Raw genomic sequence first — 15,447 nt, 5'->3', positions numbered from 1 at the left:
TTTAAGTGAATTTAGTGTTTATGGCACAATTCTTTAGGTAGAGTGGTTAGCGTTGTTCACACCTTAATTTGGCGTTATGCACTTTCTCTTCCAAATAAAGCTCTAAAGGTAACAAAGAGTAGGCTTACTCCAGCTAACGTATAGTATATGTTTAGCCCTTCCAGTTGCTTCATGATTGAGGGATCAAAACCTGCAATGATTAGAGCGAATCCCATTGGAGCTGAACTAGCTGCCAGAGCATTGCTAACGACTTTCTCTAATCTAGGATTAGCTTTACTTTTAAAACACATATACAGGTAACGACACACCTCTATCAGTGCAAAAACTGTAGCAGCAAAATTAATTATTGTACTAATTGGCATTGATGTTCCTGTCGTGAATCCTTGAAAAAAATCCAAAAAAAAACCTGTACCTAAAATCTCATAGCACGGCTCGTTGCATGAAACTTTAGGTACAGGTTCGCAAATGATGCAGTCTGTAACTAAGTCAAAATGTAAAATTATAAAACTACGTCATTTGTTTCCTCTTAATAATCCCAAAGAAGTATCTCAGAAGCAGAAGTTGGCGTCAACACGTGCATAACAAAGCGTTTAAGACGGATTCCCAACGCTTGGCATTCTGAGCTTTAGGTCAATTTATGTGTTTATGGCACAATGGTTTAGGTAGGGTGATCTGCGTTGCTCACCACTTAACGCGGCGTTAGGCGACATGAGATAAACGATAGAGTAGTGATAGTATCTTGGCGTGAATCTAGCTTCAGTTAATAGAAAAGGAGTGGATTAATGAATGGTAAAGCATTTGATAATTGGCAAAAATCTCGAAAGAAAGGATGTTTAAATTGGCTTTTCAGAACAACTTTCGTCACAGCCATTTTGTACATGATTTTTAATGTTATTTTCCTTTATCCATCTTCTGATGCGGCAAGCATTACGATTTTCTTATCGGATAATGCTCTTAATTACTCAATTTACACGATCGGGATGTTTTTCGCATTTTGGGCTATTTGGCTATACAACGAATCTTCGTATGAGAAAGAAGTTAAACGTAGAAATGTCGCCTAACAAACTGTTCAAGAGGGATTCGCAACGCGTGGCATTTTCACTATGCGTTGGTTTTTGTGTTTAAGGTGGTATGCGGCGGCTTTTGTATTGCGTTGCTCACCCCTTAGCAGGGCGTTAAGTATCAGTATGAGGATATATGAAAGATTCAGTACTTTATTACCCTTCTATCGAAATTAATAATGAAGAATGGTTGAAATCCACTTTGTTAGTTTGGGATCGTGTATACCGAATCGTTCCAAGAAATTATGAACCACAAGATTCCGATGATATCAAACGAGCTGTCGATAGCGATTTGATCCGTTCGATATATTTGGATTCAGATGACCTCAAAGGGGCAGTAGGTGACTTCGAGAAATTCATGGCTAGTGTGCCATATACACCTGCGGGTTTGGAGGACTCTGATATCTCTTTTGTACATCCTGACAAAGTAGACGCTTCGCTTTACCCGTTGTTGGATAAGTTTTCTAGAGGCTTAGACTCTGAAGGGTGGATACAATTGCCTAGAGAAGTTGCCCGTGGATATATGTACTTTTTGGCTCAAAATGTAGCAGAGCGCCGCTTGCTTGAAAGATGTACTGACAGGCCTGATAACTTTGCTATTGGGTCTTACTTTTCTGAACTGGCCAATTTTAAGGAAGAAGTATACGATGAGAAAGCATCGGGCTTTTATTCAAGCTTGATGATGACCGACTTGCTCCCTAAGAATTTGTCGCAAGTTTCTATGGAAAAAATCATCAACGTGGTTAACCGTTCACATGATGAAAAGTTGGCGTTTAGGAGTGAGTTAGTTGACTTCGCAGATCAGTTTCATCGTTGTGAGAGCCCTGAGCACGCACGATTAATTTACACGGATTATAAAAATAAATTAATGCAAGCAAAAGGTAACTTGAAAAAGTCTCAAGGTTTCCTGAAAAAAGGTGGAGTAGGTTCTTTATTTACTATGGGGCTACCAACTTCAATGACAGCCTTAGGAGCCGCCTCGTTGGCAGGTGACCCGTTTTCGATTACAGCCATTTCGTCATCTTTACTGATAGGGGCTGTGGCTTCCTATAGTGATTACGCGAAAACTAAATCTGTAAAAGAGAACCCATGTGGTGCAAGTTATATGATTAGTTTAGACAAGGCTTTCTCGGGTAGAGATAGGTTCCCAGCATTTGATAGGCACTTGGAAGAGTTTATCAACGACTAAATACTTAACAATCTGTTTAAGAGTGATTCGCAACGCGTGGCATTTTTACTATGCGTTGTGTTTAGTGGTTAAGGTGGTTTGCGGAAACATCGGTATTGAGTTGCTCACACCTTAACAGGGCGTTATACGAATAGAGGGAAATTATGTACAAAAATACTGATTTTAACTTGGATTCAAAAGAGTTCAGGTTTAAGAAAGACTCATATCCTTTGTCTAAGATAAACAATGTTAGGGTTAAAAAGTTAAGTTTTCTTGATAATTTAGGTCAAGTTTTATTCTGGGTGTGTGTTTTTTCAGGGGCAGTTTGGTTAGTTATTCCAAGGTTGGAAGAGGTGCCACAATGGCTACTAGTTTTAGTTCTTAGTCTGACGGTTGTAGGTTTGGTTTTTGCTCTTTTTCGTTGTTCTAAATATGCACTTCAAGTCGAGTTTCGCCACATAGATGAAACGGGCGTTCAATGGGTTAATGTCGCTAAGTCATACTCAAAGTCAGATTGTGAGTTATTTGAACAGCAAGTGTTGGCACTGAAAAAATTCGTATAACAAATTGTTCAAGAGTGATTCGGCACGCGTGGCATTTTTACTATGCGTTGGCTTTAGTGGTTAAGGTGTTATGCGGAACCTTCGGTATTGCGTGCCTCACACCTTAACAAGGCGTTATGTTCAAAGGAGAAAAATTTGAGTCTATTGATGGATATTAGCTTTGTGTGTAGATGCTCTCATCATATCGAAGCGACTGTATATGTTCCTGATCCCGATTTCATGGCAGAGAAATCTCGTGATAGTACCAGTGAACATTGGGAAGAAATTGAGTGTGAGAAGTGTGGAGATATGTATGAGGCTTACATAACCAACTCATTCTCATATGCTGAATGTAGCATCGATAATGGTGAAATAGATGTGAATTATTCAGTCCCTTATTACCCTGATTTAGGTGAAGATGATCTCGATTGGTTTATTGAAAGCTCAAAACAGTTTTCTGTATTCGAACGCCAAATAGAGAACGTAAAAGGTCTTCTTGAAGCGGAAGTTTCCGAAGAGCAAGCTTTTAGCTTGCATGTAATGCTACATGGTCATGTTGTTGCTGCAGTAGAGGCATATCTTGCGTCTACGTTTATACATAAGGTCACTAACAACAGTGACTTTATACAAAAGCTAGTAGAAACTGATCCTACGTTTTCACAGCAAAAATTCACTCTTAAAGAAATATTTCAAAAGCAAAACCAATTAAAGCAAACAGTAGCAAAGTACTTAAAAGACTTGATATTCCATGACCTTAAGAAAGTTAAGCCCATGTACAAGGAAGTGTTGAGCGTAGATTTTGGTGAAATTAAGTGGTTATTCCAAGCTGTTAGTACAAGGCATCACTGTGTTCATCGTGCTGGTTATGATAAGGATGGGAACCCCTTAGTTATCGGTGCTGAATCTATTCGTGAGCTAGTTGATAAGAGTTGGGGCTTTATCGTCTTTATCGAAGAAGAGCTAAAAACCTTAGAACAACAGTCCGATTTAGATTTGGATTTCGACATACCGTTTTGAACATAACAAACTGTTTAAGAGTGATTCGCAACGCGTGGCATTTTTACTATGCGTTGCGTTTGGTGTTTAAGGTGGTCTGCGGAAGCATTGGCGTTGCTCTGATCTGCACCATCAAAACTAAGCGACTTTCCATACCTGTAGTTATTCATTTATTACTAATTTAGCAAAGTCGCTGGCTCATTTTTGTCCAGAGGTGTGCTGAAACCGATCACAGTAAACACACCTTTGCCCCAAAATGAGCTAGAGCCATTAGTTGCTCATTTCACAACAATCAAGTTTGACTTACTTGGTGTAATGCTTTTTGTACGCACCTACATAGGCATATACCGCGCCCAACGGATGACTTAGAATGGATCACCGATTCATCTCAACGGAGTGAGATTCAAGTTACTAGGAAATTTTGAAGTTCACAATGGTTTTGATGAGGGGCTACTTTTTCGTCTAAGTTTGTTTCAGCCTACATTGTTTGATGTTAACTTTATGAAAATGATAACAAACAATAACTACATGGAAGATAAATGTACATTCGTACAGTCGAAATTGAAAACTATCGAGCCTTTAAAAACTTCGAGATCAAGTTTTCACCACTAAGCGTAATTATTGGTGAAAACGAAGCAGGTAAAACTAACCTATTCGATGCTCTTGCCTTGCCACTTAACAACAATGACATTAGCTTCAATAAGAAACGTCTCTCAGTATCGGATATCAACCGCGAAGCAATCAAAGAGTTTTACCAAGCGATCATCAATGGTAAGGACGATGATGAGATCAAGCTTCTGATTCCTAAGGTGCGAGTTGAGGTCGAGTTTACTGAGCCAAAGAACATTATTGAAGAAGGCGTTATTGGGAAGTGGATAATCGGAGAAGAAGCCGACGATAGCTACAAGATTCGTTACGACTTCAAGCCCAAAGATACAGAGCAATTTGTTAAGGCTGCCAAGAAGCTACTTGAAGGTATCGGGGACATAAAAGATACACGCTGGTTCAACCTGCCAATTGAGCTGTATGACTACGACATAACACAAAGTAACAATGGGTTAAGGGTTAGCTATTCTGATTTAAGACTTATAGGCATCAACTCGATCAACGCTGAGCGTGACGACTTTGCCGAGAGTAACACTCAGAAATCAAACGACATCCTGACTAAGATGTTGATTTCCGCTCTCGAAGATTCCGACAAAGCCAAGATTAACAGCGCATACACTTCTTTTTTCGATGCAATCGAAAACACCGAGACATTCACAAAAATCGTTACACCTGATCCAGACTTCGAGAACTTCTTCGACGAGATTGTTGATAAGCTGGAATGTATCCCGAATCTGCCTAATTTAAAAAGCATCCTATCCAACATTACTCTGAAGTCGGGTGAAAGCTATCTGTATCAGCGTGGTCTTGGATATCGTAACCTCGTGTACATCTACCTATTATTTGAGTTCTTTAGGGGCAACAAGAATGCACTCAACCTATGCTGTATCGAAGAACCTGAAGCACACCTCAGCGTCAACAACCTCCGCTTCGCAACTGATTTTATATACAAAAGCACACAAAAAGGCGGCTCGTCTCTACAAACGCTAATTAGCTCCCATAGTCCACTGGTCATCAATAAACTTGAGTTAACCAACGTGATCGTCCTATCGGGAAATAATGCGAACCACCTAATTGATAGTAAGAAACATCTTACTAACTACCTTCGTAAGAGACCAAACTTCGACATTCTAAAACTACTGTTGAGCAACAAGACTGTTCTCGTTGAAGGCACTACGGAAGAGATGCTGATTAACGCTATCCTATATCGCAATAACGAAAATGTTAGTAGTCTTGAAGTTATTTCTATTGAGCAAACGGGCTTTACAACTTTCATGGACGTTTGGCTACAAGTTAACAAAGGCAATACTAAGAAGAAGTTAAGCATAATTCGAGATTATGATGACAATGACTCAACCAAAGATAAGCATCAAAAATACGATACTGATAACGACAATATTCGAGTAAGAACCACTACCAAATATACGCTCGAAGATGATCTTGCAGAGGCTGATGGAAACCTTGGCCGCTTGAACACACTTTTCAAGAAGAAGTACAAAACTTCTGCTGATATGGCTGAGTTCCTGAAGAAAAGCAAAGCTGAAAGGATGCTCAGGATAGCTGACTCCATCTTAGATGAAGAGAACAAAGATCCGATCTCGTTACCCAAGCACATTCAAGAAGCCTTGGATTTCATGAAATGATTGAAATTCAGATAGCTGGAGCTGGCGCAGGTAAGACTCATGGTCTGGCTGAGAAGATCATCGCGCACTACGACTCAACATCGCATAAGAAAATCTTTGCGATTACTTATACCAATAATGCCACGCAGAACATTTCTCAAGCGATTATCAGACAATTAGGATACTTGCCAGACAATATCGTAGTTTGCACAGTTCACACGTTTCTATTGAATGAGGTCATTTACCCTTACTCTCCTTTTGTTTTAAATGAAGTACACACCACCTCTTCACAATGCAAAACGTACTCAAACTTTCCTGCTGGAAAGTCTGCTGAGAAAAAACAAAGAGAAGCCAAGAGTACCATTTCAAGGCTAAAGAAAATTGGGGTAATACATGTCGATGAAACATATTCTGCGGCATGGAGAGTTGTCGATGAAAACTATTCAAAACACAACAGCCAGAAGAAGAAATCTAAAGTTAGGAAAGTTCACAAACTCCTAAGCAGTGCGATCGACAAGATTTTCCTTGATGAAGCTCAGGATCTTGACGAAACCGCTCTTAAAGCTTTTCAAAAAATCGGCGAGAATTCTGCTGATATTTACATGGTAGGCGATCCCAAGCAAGCAATCGATTATCCACAAGATTTCAAAGGTTGGTTAGCAAAAAACAAAGCCAACAAAAAAGTACAAGTGCTGCCGAATATCACGACATCTCGTAGGGTTCCACAGAGGATTCTTGATCTATCAAATACCTTCTGCCCCAAAGGGCAAGAGCAGATCAGCTTGTCTGAAGTTGAAGGACGCCTCACATACATCACTACAGAAGATGACCATTATGACGCTGTACTTAGCCATCACATTGAGAATGGAAGTTTAGTTAGCATCTTCAGAAAAGAAGGTAACTACTCAACTAAACAAACAGGAGCACTACCCGAGTTTGACCCTGAGGTAGAAGAGCTACTCACAGTAAAATTCCCCGAATACGAAGAAGGGGTGGTCATATATTCATTACAGCGTTTCTTTGCATCTCTGTTGTCCAAAAATGACAACAATAGTTCCATACGTAAATTTCTTGCCACGCTGGAAATTCCGTATGAAAAAGAGTTGTTCAAAAATCTTTGCCGATCTGCCGAGCAATATAGTTCATCCAAGGATAATTCTGCTAAGTACACAATAAGCAGCATCCAGCGCACTAAGGGCTTAGAGTCTAAGGTCTGTGTATTAGTCTTAACACCAGCGATTTTCAAATGCTTAATGCAGGATGCTGTAACCAAGTTCAACAAGACTTGGAATATGGTTTACGTTGCATTAACGAGGGCAGAGTCAGAGCTTGTTGTTGCAGTAGACATGGATTTACTTGGCAACAAATACAACCACGATGACATTGTTAAAAGCCTTGAATCTATTGGGTTTGAAGTGTTAAACCCAAATCATCCAAACCACAAAACGAAGAAAAATTAGAGTGAACATAATATCAACCAACGATAATTGCCAAAAATCTGCTTTGTCCAGATTTTCCATACCTTTATTTTTTTATGGGTTGCTAATTTAGGAAAGTCTCTAACACAGAATTGTCCAGTCGTGAGCTACAATTTCGGCAGCACTCGATTTCGTTAAGCATGCCGACTTCGGTGTGTTCCCATGCATGGGAATGACTTGACTCACCATTTCTCTCCGTCATCATCATACGACTTCGGATAGATACTTTCGCTTTTCTGAACAATATGCATTTCAAGATTTAGCGACGATAAGATGCGAAACAATGTCTGAATGCTGGTGGTTTCTGGATTAAGTTCAAACTTAGAAACGGTGTCCTGCTTAAGTCCAACTGGATCAGCAACTTTAGTCTGAGACAGCTTTTTGTGTCTTCTTTCATCACGAAGATGTATTGCTAACTGCTTCGGCGATGTTATCAACATAACAATTCCTCGTATTTACCCGCTATCGAGGGTAGTTTTAGTTTTACCCCCAGTCAAAGGTAAAAGGCAACTTTAGCGTGTGAGAATAAGAAAACAGCCCCGATGGGGCTGTTGGTTCCAGTTTGTGTTTGCTTCTGCTTTCGCTAAGTATGCGATTAGCTTTTGAGCACCTTCTCCTGCTTTTTTGGGTTTGGGCTTGTAATCGAAAGGTGTTAAAGCACTAGCGTGGGGTGCAAATCTTTTTAAGTTTGATGCGTGAGAGATTGATGCAATACTTTTTCTTTTCGCTCTTATAGCTTGTAAGTTATTACTGTCGTCAAGACTGAACACATGGTCATTGAACATAACAGTAGGGAACTTCGCTGCATTTAGTCTTAAAGTCATTCTGTATAGCGCCTGATGGAGTTCTTGCGCTTCTTCAGCATTAATCTCATCTTCACTCTCTAGCTCATCAAACATCTCTACAGCTTCATGCAGTTTCGCAGCTATTGCACAAAGAGAGTGTTTATCTTCATTGATAACAACACTTTGTTTTTCATGTAACTCTACTTTTCTGTACTTCTCTTGTATAGCGCATTTGCGGGTTTGAAGTGAGACATGATTTCTTCAAAGTTGTGCTCAGTGATTTCGTACTTTCCTGATTTTGCTTCATCAGTGCCATGCTTGGCAATTAAGTCCTTTATTGATCGCGGACATGTAGGCGATGTGATTGGTAGCTTTATTAATGTTACATGCGTTGCGTTGCCGCTCGAATTTGTTAGCTCAGGGTCTTGGTTGATATGCAATGACTATAAAACAAAAATTTAAAGCGAGCTTTGAAGCTCGCTTTTTAGTTCTACTATTTAGAACGAATAGAGTGTCTAGAGGATATTAAGCCCTTGCAAACTTGTAAGTACGATAGCCACCTATAAGGTTACGAGCTTTGTAACCATTGTTAACTAACTGACGATAAGCAACGTTACCACGTAACCCAACTTGACAGTAAATCACAATCTCTTTGTCTTTTGGTAGTTCGTTCATACGATGACGTAATTGGTCAACAGGAATGTTGATTGCACCTTCAAGATATCCTACCGACTCAAGTTCACCTGGATTACGTACATCAAGAAGGACCTGGTTTTCAGACAATTTATCGATTTCATCATAATGAATCGCAATCGCGTCACCTTTGATGATGTTGTTTGCGACAAACGCAGCTTGGTTGATCACATCTTTTGCACTGCCGAAAGGTGGCGCGTAAGTCAATTCTAAGTGTTGAAGTTGCTCTACCGTCATACCTGCGCGTTGAGCCACGGCCATAACGTCGATGCGTTTATCGATACCGTCTTTACCAACTGCTTGAGCGCCGAAAATCTTGCCCGACTTTGGATCGAACAACATTTTAAATGAAACGACTTCTGCACCAGGATAGTAACTCGCGTGGCTTGCGGTATGGACGTAAACTTTTTCGTATTCAACGCCAGCATGTTTCAATTGTTTCTCATTTTTTCCTGTTGAAGCCACAGCAAGGTCGAAGATCTTACAAATCGCAGTACCTTGTGTACCTTGGTAAGTTTCTTTGCGACCTAGCATGTTATCGGCAGCCATACGACCTTGACGGTTTGCTGGTCCAGCTAGAGGAACAAGTGTCTGCTCGCCAGTGACAAAATCTTTTTCTTCAACTGCATCACCAACAGCGTAAATTGAAGGATCGTTAGTTTGCATGTATTCATTGGTACAAATACCACCTAGAGCACCGATTTCTAAGCCAGATTCTTTTGCCAATTTGATCTCAGGGCGAACACCAATTGCCATAATCAAAATATCGGTGGTGAGTTTTTCACCGTTATTTAGAGTGAGTTCCAGTTCACCTTCTAAGTGTTGGTGCTTTTCGCTTTCACCAGCCTCGATACTTGCAATATGCTCGTTAGGTAAGAACTGAACAGATTCAAGCGCCACCCCAAGCTTCAGGTTGATCCCTTTTTCACGGATTTCTGCGTGAGCAAAACCTGCCATTTCACGGTCAACAGGTGTCATGACTTGCTCTGCCATTTCAAGCAAAGTGGTTTTAATCCCAAGTCGGTGGAAGGCTTCCATTACTTCTAAACCAATGAAACCGCCGCCTACAACCGTGGCGTGCTCTGGCTTGTTCATCTGGATCGTTTTAATGATGCGATCCATATCAGGGATATTACGAAGTGAATGAGTCAACGGGTTATCCAGACCAGGGATTGGTGGAACGATAGGGCCTGCACCTGGGCTAAGTAATAGGAAGTCGTATGTCTCTTCGTATTCTGAGCCATCAAGAAGATTTTTTACTGTCACTGTTTTGTCTTGACGGTTTATCGATACCACTTCATTCATTACACGAACATCAACGTTGAAACGCGCTAAAAAGCTTTCTGGTGTTTGTAGCAATAATTTACTGCGATCTTTGATGTCGCCACCGATGTGATAGGGAAGGCCACAGTTAGCAAAAGACACGAAATTACCTCGTTCGAACATAATAATTTCTGCATCTTCACTTAAACGACGAGCGCGGGCTGCTGCTGATGCACCGCCAGCCACACCACCGACAATGAGAATTTTGGTCATATAGACACTCCAACTTAGCGAGTAAAAAACAAACAATAATACACTCGAAAACAAGTAAATTTTTGTTTGTTTTTAAGATTATATTAAGAGCAGTGCTAAACTATTTTTAATGTCGTCTATCATATAGTTGACTAATGACACAAATGGACCGCGTTCAAACATAATGATTTCTGCATCTTCACTTAAACGACGAGCGCGAGCTGCTGCAGATGCACCTCCAGCAACCCCACCAATAATCACGATTTTGCTCATGGATTTCTCCTGCTGAATGATCGAAAACGCCTACACCTTACTTAAATAAATTAGCTGAGTCTAATGTTATTTAATCTACATTAGCATTGACTTAATAATATTAATTAGTAATATCTAATGAAATGTAATGTAGTAATGAAGAGGCATAAGAATGGGCGACAGTATGCTACAAAGTGCGACCGAAGCGAGTGAGCTGCTTAAAATTATGGCTCATCCAGAGCGCCTAATCGTGATGTGTAAGCTGATTGAAGGCGAGAAAGGGGTCGGTGAACTGTTTGAAGGTTCATCATTAAGCCAATCTGCTTTTTCACAACATCTCACCGTATTGAGAAAGCACGACATCATTAAAGCTAGGAAGGTTTCTCAGCAGGTATTTTATTCAATTTCTGATGAAAGAGTTGGTCCGCTGGTTGAAGCGTTTAAGCAAGTTTTCTGTAAGTAATTAGTTTGGCGGTTGCTATGTTTGAAGTTCCTTGGATGTCGCTGTTGGGCGGCATAATAGTTGGCGTATCAGCGATAACACTGATGCTATTTACTGGCAAGACTGCTGGGATCAGTGGGATCTTAAACGGTGCCGTTGAGAGCGCAGACCGCGTTTGGCGAATTGTTTTTTTAATTGCGATGGTATTAGGTGGCTTGTTTGCTGTTTATGTTCTTGGCGGGCATGTACCAGATCAGTACAGCGGTTCTCTTATTTTAGTTATAGTTGCTGGCTTGTTAGTCGGTGTTGGTACGCGTATCGGCAATGGTTGTACTAGTGGCCATGGCATTTGTGGAATAGGGCGTTTCTCAATCCGTTCTGTGGTCGCGACGTGTACTTTTATGGCCACAGCCATGTTAACCGTCTTGCTAGTATCGTGAGGAATAGTGTCGTTATGAAAACTCACGTAATGAAAAGTATTAAGCAAATGTCCGTTGTTGCATTTTCTGGTGTGCTCTTTGGTATTGGTATGGTGGTCTCTGGTATGGCAGATCCGGCAAAAGTGATCGGCTTTCTTGATATTACCGGTTCATGGGACCCAAGCTTAGCCTTCGTTATGGGCGGAGCACTTGTTGTGTTCGTTCCTGCTTATCTTTTATTAATAAAGCCAAGAAGCGAATCTGTGTTTGGTGATGAGGTTGTCTGTCCGACTTCTAAAACGATAGACAAAAAGTTAGTCGGTGGTGCAGCACTGTTTGGTATTGGTTGGGGCTTACTGGGTGTGTGTCCTGGTCCTGCGGTTGCCAGCCTTTTTACTGGCAACACACAAGTTCTGCTCTTTATAGCGGCAATGTTGGTTGGGTCATTCACCGCTAAAAGAGTGGTTCGTCAATAAAGAAAGTACTTCAACGTTAAAAAGAGTACTTAAACGCTAAAAAGTGAGTGTCGTAGAAACCGGGCAATGGTCACTCAGTTTATAGTCGAGTACATCTTGTGTTTTGAAAACGGTTTGAACACCAGACGACGCCTTTAAATCACCACTCGCAATAATGTGGTCTATCACCGAGCGGAATTGGTGGGTTTTATTCGGATTACGATTAGAGCGCACTTTACATTCCGCTTTAGTGTCTTTAGTCACTAGCTTTGCACTAGTATTGTCCGATATCACGTCCCACAACCAATCTCCTTGATAACCCAAGTTGTGGTTAAAGTCGCCAAGCACGACATAATGTTGTTTGTTGTCCTCGCGCGCCTTTATCCACTTAGCTAGTGCCTGTCCTTGTTGTTTCACTATCTTACAATCGCGGTTATTACGATACGCGCCACTGCAACCCGCTTTCAGATGTACAGAGAGTAGGTGAGTCTCGTGTTCTTGGTTTGGATTTAAAACAAGGTAGCTCGCGAAGCGAAGCTTGCTGTTGCCTCGTGTGATAGAGAAGTCTGGCTTGTCTAATACGCTTACGCCATTGCGCACGGCAAAGCCTGTGTATTGGTTGGTGTCGTTAAACTGAAGGTGTCGGTTGGAGGCGTTTGAACGATCGGAAAGATAAATAGTGAAGTCATTGCCAACGGCTTTTTGGATGGCAGCAGCACTTTCGACTTCTTGAAAAGCAAAAATGTCGGCTTGTGTTTTATCCACATAGTGGGTCAGCTTTTCAAAATCTTGTGGTGTTCTCGACACTTTTCCACCATCTATAGATAACCATTCTATGTTCCAACTGGTTAGATTGATGGAGTTTTGAGCAAATGAAAGAGAACTAAAAAGTAATATTAACGTAACAAAAAGTGATCGCATTTTGGCCTGTTGCACTCCTATCTTTTAGCGTATTCCTTTCCATCCTTTATCCTACAAGACCTCCAAAAATAGCAAGTAGATTTAGTACCAATTTTGCAATTTTCATGGTTTTCTTCGCAACTGAGATCAACGCCAATAAGATCGATTTCTTCTTGTTCGCTAGCCAATCTTTATTGATCAAAATCAATGTTTTCGAGTGGTGCTTCTCGTTAAATACGCCACAATATATTGTGTTGCCAAAATAAAAAACAACCCCATATAGTGTGTTTGTGGATAACTCTGTGAGTATGCTCGGGTAAGGAGAACAAAGTGAAACCAATCGTAATCAAACGCGACGGATCAAGAGCTCCGTTCAACAGGGATCGTATCCAAGCAGCAGTTGAAGCAGCAGCGGAAAACAAAGATAAAGATGTCGCTATTTATGCTCTTAATGTGGCTCTTGCTGTCGAGTTACAGTTAAGAGAACACGATGAAGTTCACATCCATGAGATTCAAGACTTAGTCGAAAATGAACTCATGCAAGGTCCTTACAAAGCCCTAGCGCGTTCTTACATTGAATATCGCCACGATCGCGACATCGCTCGTGAGAAGCAAAGTGCACTAACTCGCGAAATCGAAGGTTTGATTGAAGAAAGTAATCTGGATCTAATCAACGAGAACGCGAACAAAGACGGCAAAGTAATTCCGACTCAACGTGACTTGTTGGCTGGTATCGTAGCGAAACACTACGCGAAGACGCACATTCTTCCTCGCGATGTGGTTCAAGCGCACGAAGTGGGTGACATTCACTACCACGATTTAGACTACGCACCGTTCTTCCCAATGTTTAACTGTATGCTTATCGATCTTAAAGGCATGCTGACGCATGGTTTTAAAATGGGTAACGCTGAGATTGATACGCCAAAATCAATTTCGACTGCAACAGCGGTAACAGCGCAAATCATTGCTCAAGTCGCGAGCCACATTTACGGCGGTACAACCATCAACCGTATTGATGAGGTTCTAGAACCGTACGTAATCACAAGCTACGAGAAACACCTAGAGATCGCAAAAGAGTGGAACATTGCTGAGCCAGAAGAGTTCGCAAAAGCACGCACTGAGAAAGAGTGTTACGACGCGTTCCAATCTCTAGAGTACGAGGTAAACACGCTACACACGGCGAACGGTCAAACACCATTCGTTACGTTTGGTTTTGGTCTTGGTACAAGCTGGGCATCACGCCTTATCCAGAAATCGATTCTGAAGAATCGTATTGCAGGTCTAGGCAAGAACCGTAAAACAGCGGTATTCCCTAAACTTGTATTCGGCATCAAAGATGGTTTGAACCACAAATCAGAAGATCCAAACTACGACATCAAGCAACTTGCGCTTGAGTGTGCGTCTAAGCGTATGTACCCAGACATTCTTAACTACGACAAAGTAGTGGAAGTAACCGGTTCATTCAAAACGCCAATGGGTTGCCGTAGCTTCCTTGGTACTTACGAAGAAAACGGTGAGCTGATTCACGAAGGTCGTAACAACCTTGGCGTCGTGAGCTTGAACCTTCCTCGTATCGCTATCCGTGCAAACGGAAGCGAAGAGAAATTCTACGAGCTTCTAAATGACCGCCTACGTCTTGCTCGTAAAGCACTAGAGACACGTATCTCTCGCCTTGAAAACGTGAAAGCACGTGTGGCCCCAATCCTATACATGGAAGGCGCATGTGGTGTTCGCTTGAAAGCAGACGACTCAATCGCAGATATCTTCAAGAACGGTCGTGCGTCTATTTCTCTTGGTTACATCGGTGTACACGAGACAATTAACGCGCTATTCGGTACAGAAGCGCACGTTTATGATGACGCTGTTTTGCGTGAAAAAGCGGTCGCGATCATCAAGCATCTAAAAGATGCTGTGAATCAATGGGCTGACGAAACAGGTTATGGCTTCAGCTTATATGCAACGCCAAGTGAAAACCTATGTAGCCGTTTCTGCCGCATCGATGCGAAAGAGTTCGGCGTAATTGAAGGCGTAACAGACAAAGGTTACTACACCAACAGCTTCCACCTAGATGTTGAGAAGAAGGTGAACCCATACGACAAGATCGACTTTGAGATGCCTTACCCAGAAATCTCAAGCGGCGGCTTTATCTGTTACGGCGAGTTCCCGAACATGCAACGTAACGTTGAAGCACTAGAAAACGTATGGGACTACAGTTACACCCGAGTGCCTTACTACGGTACAAACACGCCAATTGATGAGTGCTACGAGTGTGGCTACAACGGCGAGTTTGACTGTACAAGTAAAGGCTTCACTTGCCCAAGCTGTGGTAACCATGACTCAACTAAAGTATCAGTAACACGTCGAGTTTGTGGCTACCTAGGCAGCCCAGATGCACGCCCGTTTAACTTCGGTAAGCAAGAAGAAGTGAAGCGCCGAGTTAAACACCTGTAAGGTTTACTACCACTCGTTTTAACACTTTGAAAATCAACTTTAAACAGGTTGATTTTCTCTTT

At 41.5% G+C, this 15,447-nt stretch carries 15 protein-coding genes and 1 pseudogene; 10 read left to right on the top strand and 6 right to left on the bottom strand.

Annotation, left to right across the window (positions count from 1 at the left end; all coding sequences use genetic code 11):
- Positions 1 to 74: 74 nt before the first annotated feature.
- Entirely contained in the window at positions 75 to 362 is a 288-nt protein-coding gene (locus tag R7035_RS17325; RefSeq protein WP_041061931.1) for a hypothetical protein, read from the bottom strand.
- A gap of 420 nt (positions 363 to 782) precedes the next feature.
- Between R7035_RS17325 and R7035_RS17320 the strand changes: the two genes are divergently transcribed.
- From R7035_RS17320 to R7035_RS17295, 6 genes are all read left to right on the top strand, one after another.
- Positions 783 to 1,061 (top strand): hypothetical protein, encoded by a 279-nt coding sequence (locus R7035_RS17320; RefSeq protein ID WP_020840791.1) that lies wholly within the window; start codon positions 783 to 785, stop codon positions 1,059 to 1,061.
- A 136-nt stretch (positions 1,062 to 1,197) separates the two neighbouring features.
- Positions 1,198 to 2,250, top strand: coding sequence for a hypothetical protein (locus tag R7035_RS17315; protein WP_193269600.1), 1,053 nt, complete (start codon positions 1,198 to 1,200; stop codon positions 2,248 to 2,250).
- 143 nt (positions 2,251 to 2,393) lie between these two features.
- Positions 2,394 to 2,792, top strand: coding sequence for a DUF6232 family protein (locus R7035_RS17310; protein WP_025519062.1), 399 nt, complete (start codon positions 2,394 to 2,396; stop codon positions 2,790 to 2,792).
- A 135-nt stretch (positions 2,793 to 2,927) separates the two neighbouring features.
- On the top strand, positions 2,928 to 3,788 hold the full coding sequence (locus tag R7035_RS17305; RefSeq protein ID WP_193269602.1) for a hypothetical protein: 861 nt from the start codon (positions 2,928 to 2,930) through the stop codon (positions 3,786 to 3,788).
- 518 nt (positions 3,789 to 4,306) lie between these two features.
- Positions 4,307 to 6,016, top strand: a complete 1,710-nt coding sequence (locus tag R7035_RS17300; RefSeq protein WP_318146206.1) for an ATP-dependent nuclease — start codon at positions 4,307 to 4,309, stop codon at positions 6,014 to 6,016.
- Positions 6,013 to 7,455: a UvrD-helicase domain-containing protein gene (locus R7035_RS17295; RefSeq protein ID WP_178311186.1), complete on the top strand. Its 1,443-nt coding sequence runs from the start codon at positions 6,013 to 6,015 to the stop codon at positions 7,453 to 7,455. Before R7035_RS17300 ends, R7035_RS17295 begins: the two co-directional genes overlap by 4 nt.
- 200 nt (positions 7,456 to 7,655) lie before the next feature.
- On the opposite strand, the gene R7035_RS17290 is transcribed toward R7035_RS17295, so the two are convergent.
- From R7035_RS17290 to R7035_RS17275, 4 genes and pseudogenes are all read right to left on the bottom strand, one after another.
- Positions 7,656 to 7,913: a helix-turn-helix domain-containing protein gene (locus tag R7035_RS17290; protein WP_031778283.1), complete on the bottom strand. Its 258-nt coding sequence runs from the start codon at positions 7,911 to 7,913 to the stop codon at positions 7,656 to 7,658.
- A 72-nt stretch (positions 7,914 to 7,985) separates the two neighbouring features.
- A complete protein-coding gene (locus R7035_RS17285) occupies positions 7,986 to 8,372 on the bottom strand; it encodes a hypothetical protein (protein ID WP_256730939.1) in 387 nt (128 codons plus the stop codon).
- A 411-nt stretch (positions 8,373 to 8,783) separates the two neighbouring features.
- Positions 8,784 to 10,487: an FAD-dependent oxidoreductase gene (locus R7035_RS17280; protein WP_193269603.1), complete on the bottom strand. Its 1,704-nt coding sequence runs from the start codon at positions 10,485 to 10,487 to the stop codon at positions 8,784 to 8,786.
- Between the two features lie 84 nt (positions 10,488 to 10,571).
- A pseudogene (locus tag R7035_RS17275) lies at positions 10,572 to 10,739 on the bottom strand (pyridine nucleotide-disulfide oxidoreductase); the annotation flags it as partial.
- Positions 10,740 to 10,890: 151 nt separating this feature from the next.
- Between R7035_RS17275 and R7035_RS17270 the strand changes: the two are divergent.
- From R7035_RS17270 to R7035_RS17260, 3 genes are read left to right on the top strand one after another with little or no spacing between them, the layout of a single operon-like run.
- Entirely contained in the window at positions 10,891 to 11,181 is a 291-nt protein-coding gene (locus R7035_RS17270) for an ArsR/SmtB family transcription factor (protein WP_005376206.1), read from the top strand.
- Positions 11,182 to 11,186: 5 nt separating this feature from the next.
- Positions 11,187 to 11,600: a YeeE/YedE family protein gene (locus R7035_RS17265; RefSeq protein WP_372036149.1), complete on the top strand. Its 414-nt coding sequence runs from the start codon at positions 11,187 to 11,189 to the stop codon at positions 11,598 to 11,600.
- 14 nt (positions 11,601 to 11,614) lie between these two features.
- A complete protein-coding gene (locus R7035_RS17260; protein WP_017820171.1) occupies positions 11,615 to 12,055 on the top strand; it encodes a YeeE/YedE family protein in 441 nt (146 codons plus the stop codon).
- Between the two features lie 36 nt (positions 12,056 to 12,091).
- Here R7035_RS17260 and R7035_RS17255 read toward each other — a convergent pair whose 3' ends face one another.
- The gene (locus R7035_RS17255; RefSeq protein WP_104976081.1) at positions 12,092 to 12,955 is read right to left on the bottom strand and encodes an endonuclease/exonuclease/phosphatase family protein; all 864 of its coding nucleotides are present in this window, start codon (positions 12,953 to 12,955) and stop codon (positions 12,092 to 12,094) included.
- Between the two features lie 309 nt (positions 12,956 to 13,264).
- Between R7035_RS17255 and nrdD the strand changes: the two genes are divergently transcribed.
- The gene (gene nrdD / locus R7035_RS17250) at positions 13,265 to 15,385 is read left to right on the top strand and encodes an anaerobic ribonucleoside-triphosphate reductase (RefSeq protein WP_005388026.1); all 2,121 of its coding nucleotides are present in this window, start codon (positions 13,265 to 13,267) and stop codon (positions 15,383 to 15,385) included.
- Positions 15,386 to 15,447: the final 62 nt, after the last annotated feature.

Origin of the sequence: Vibrio sp. 1731, assembly GCF_033339955.1 — a bacterium.
Classification (GTDB): domain Bacteria; phylum Pseudomonadota; class Gammaproteobacteria; order Enterobacterales; family Vibrionaceae; genus Vibrio; species Vibrio alginolyticus.
Note: the sequence above shows the minus strand (reverse complement) of the source record. Positions and strands in the feature narration are given on the sequence as shown.

Bases quoted from the DNA above. Each gene is read 5' to 3' on its own strand.
- R7035_RS17280 (WP_193269603.1), bottom strand. From the start codon at position 10,487: ATGACCAAAATTCTCATTGTCGGTGGTGTGGCTGGCGGTGCATCAGCA.
- R7035_RS17320 (WP_020840791.1), top strand. From the start codon at position 783: ATGAATGGTAAAGCATTTGATAATTGGCAAAAATCTCGAAAGAAAGGA.
- R7035_RS17270 (WP_005376206.1), top strand. From the start codon at position 10,891: ATGGGCGACAGTATGCTACAAAGTGCGACCGAAGCGAGTGAGCTGCTT.
- R7035_RS17295 (WP_178311186.1), top strand. From the start codon at position 6,013: ATGATTGAAATTCAGATAGCTGGAGCTGGCGCAGGTAAGACTCATGGT.
- R7035_RS17260 (WP_017820171.1), top strand. From the start codon at position 11,615: ATGAAAACTCACGTAATGAAAAGTATTAAGCAAATGTCCGTTGTTGCA.
- R7035_RS17285 (WP_256730939.1), bottom strand. From the start codon at position 8,372: ATGTTTGATGAGCTAGAGAGTGAAGATGAGATTAATGCTGAAGAAGCG.
- R7035_RS17325 (WP_041061931.1), bottom strand. From the start codon at position 362: ATGCCAATTAGTACAATAATTAATTTTGCTGCTACAGTTTTTGCACTG.
- R7035_RS17255 (WP_104976081.1), bottom strand. From the start codon at position 12,955: ATGCGATCACTTTTTGTTACGTTAATATTACTTTTTAGTTCTCTTTCA.
- R7035_RS17290 (WP_031778283.1), bottom strand. From the start codon at position 7,913: ATGTTGATAACATCGCCGAAGCAGTTAGCAATACATCTTCGTGATGAA.
- R7035_RS17300 (WP_318146206.1), top strand. From the start codon at position 4,307: ATGTACATTCGTACAGTCGAAATTGAAAACTATCGAGCCTTTAAAAAC.
- R7035_RS17310 (WP_025519062.1), top strand. From the start codon at position 2,394: ATGTACAAAAATACTGATTTTAACTTGGATTCAAAAGAGTTCAGGTTT.
- R7035_RS17315 (WP_193269600.1), top strand. From the start codon at position 1,198: ATGAAAGATTCAGTACTTTATTACCCTTCTATCGAAATTAATAATGAA.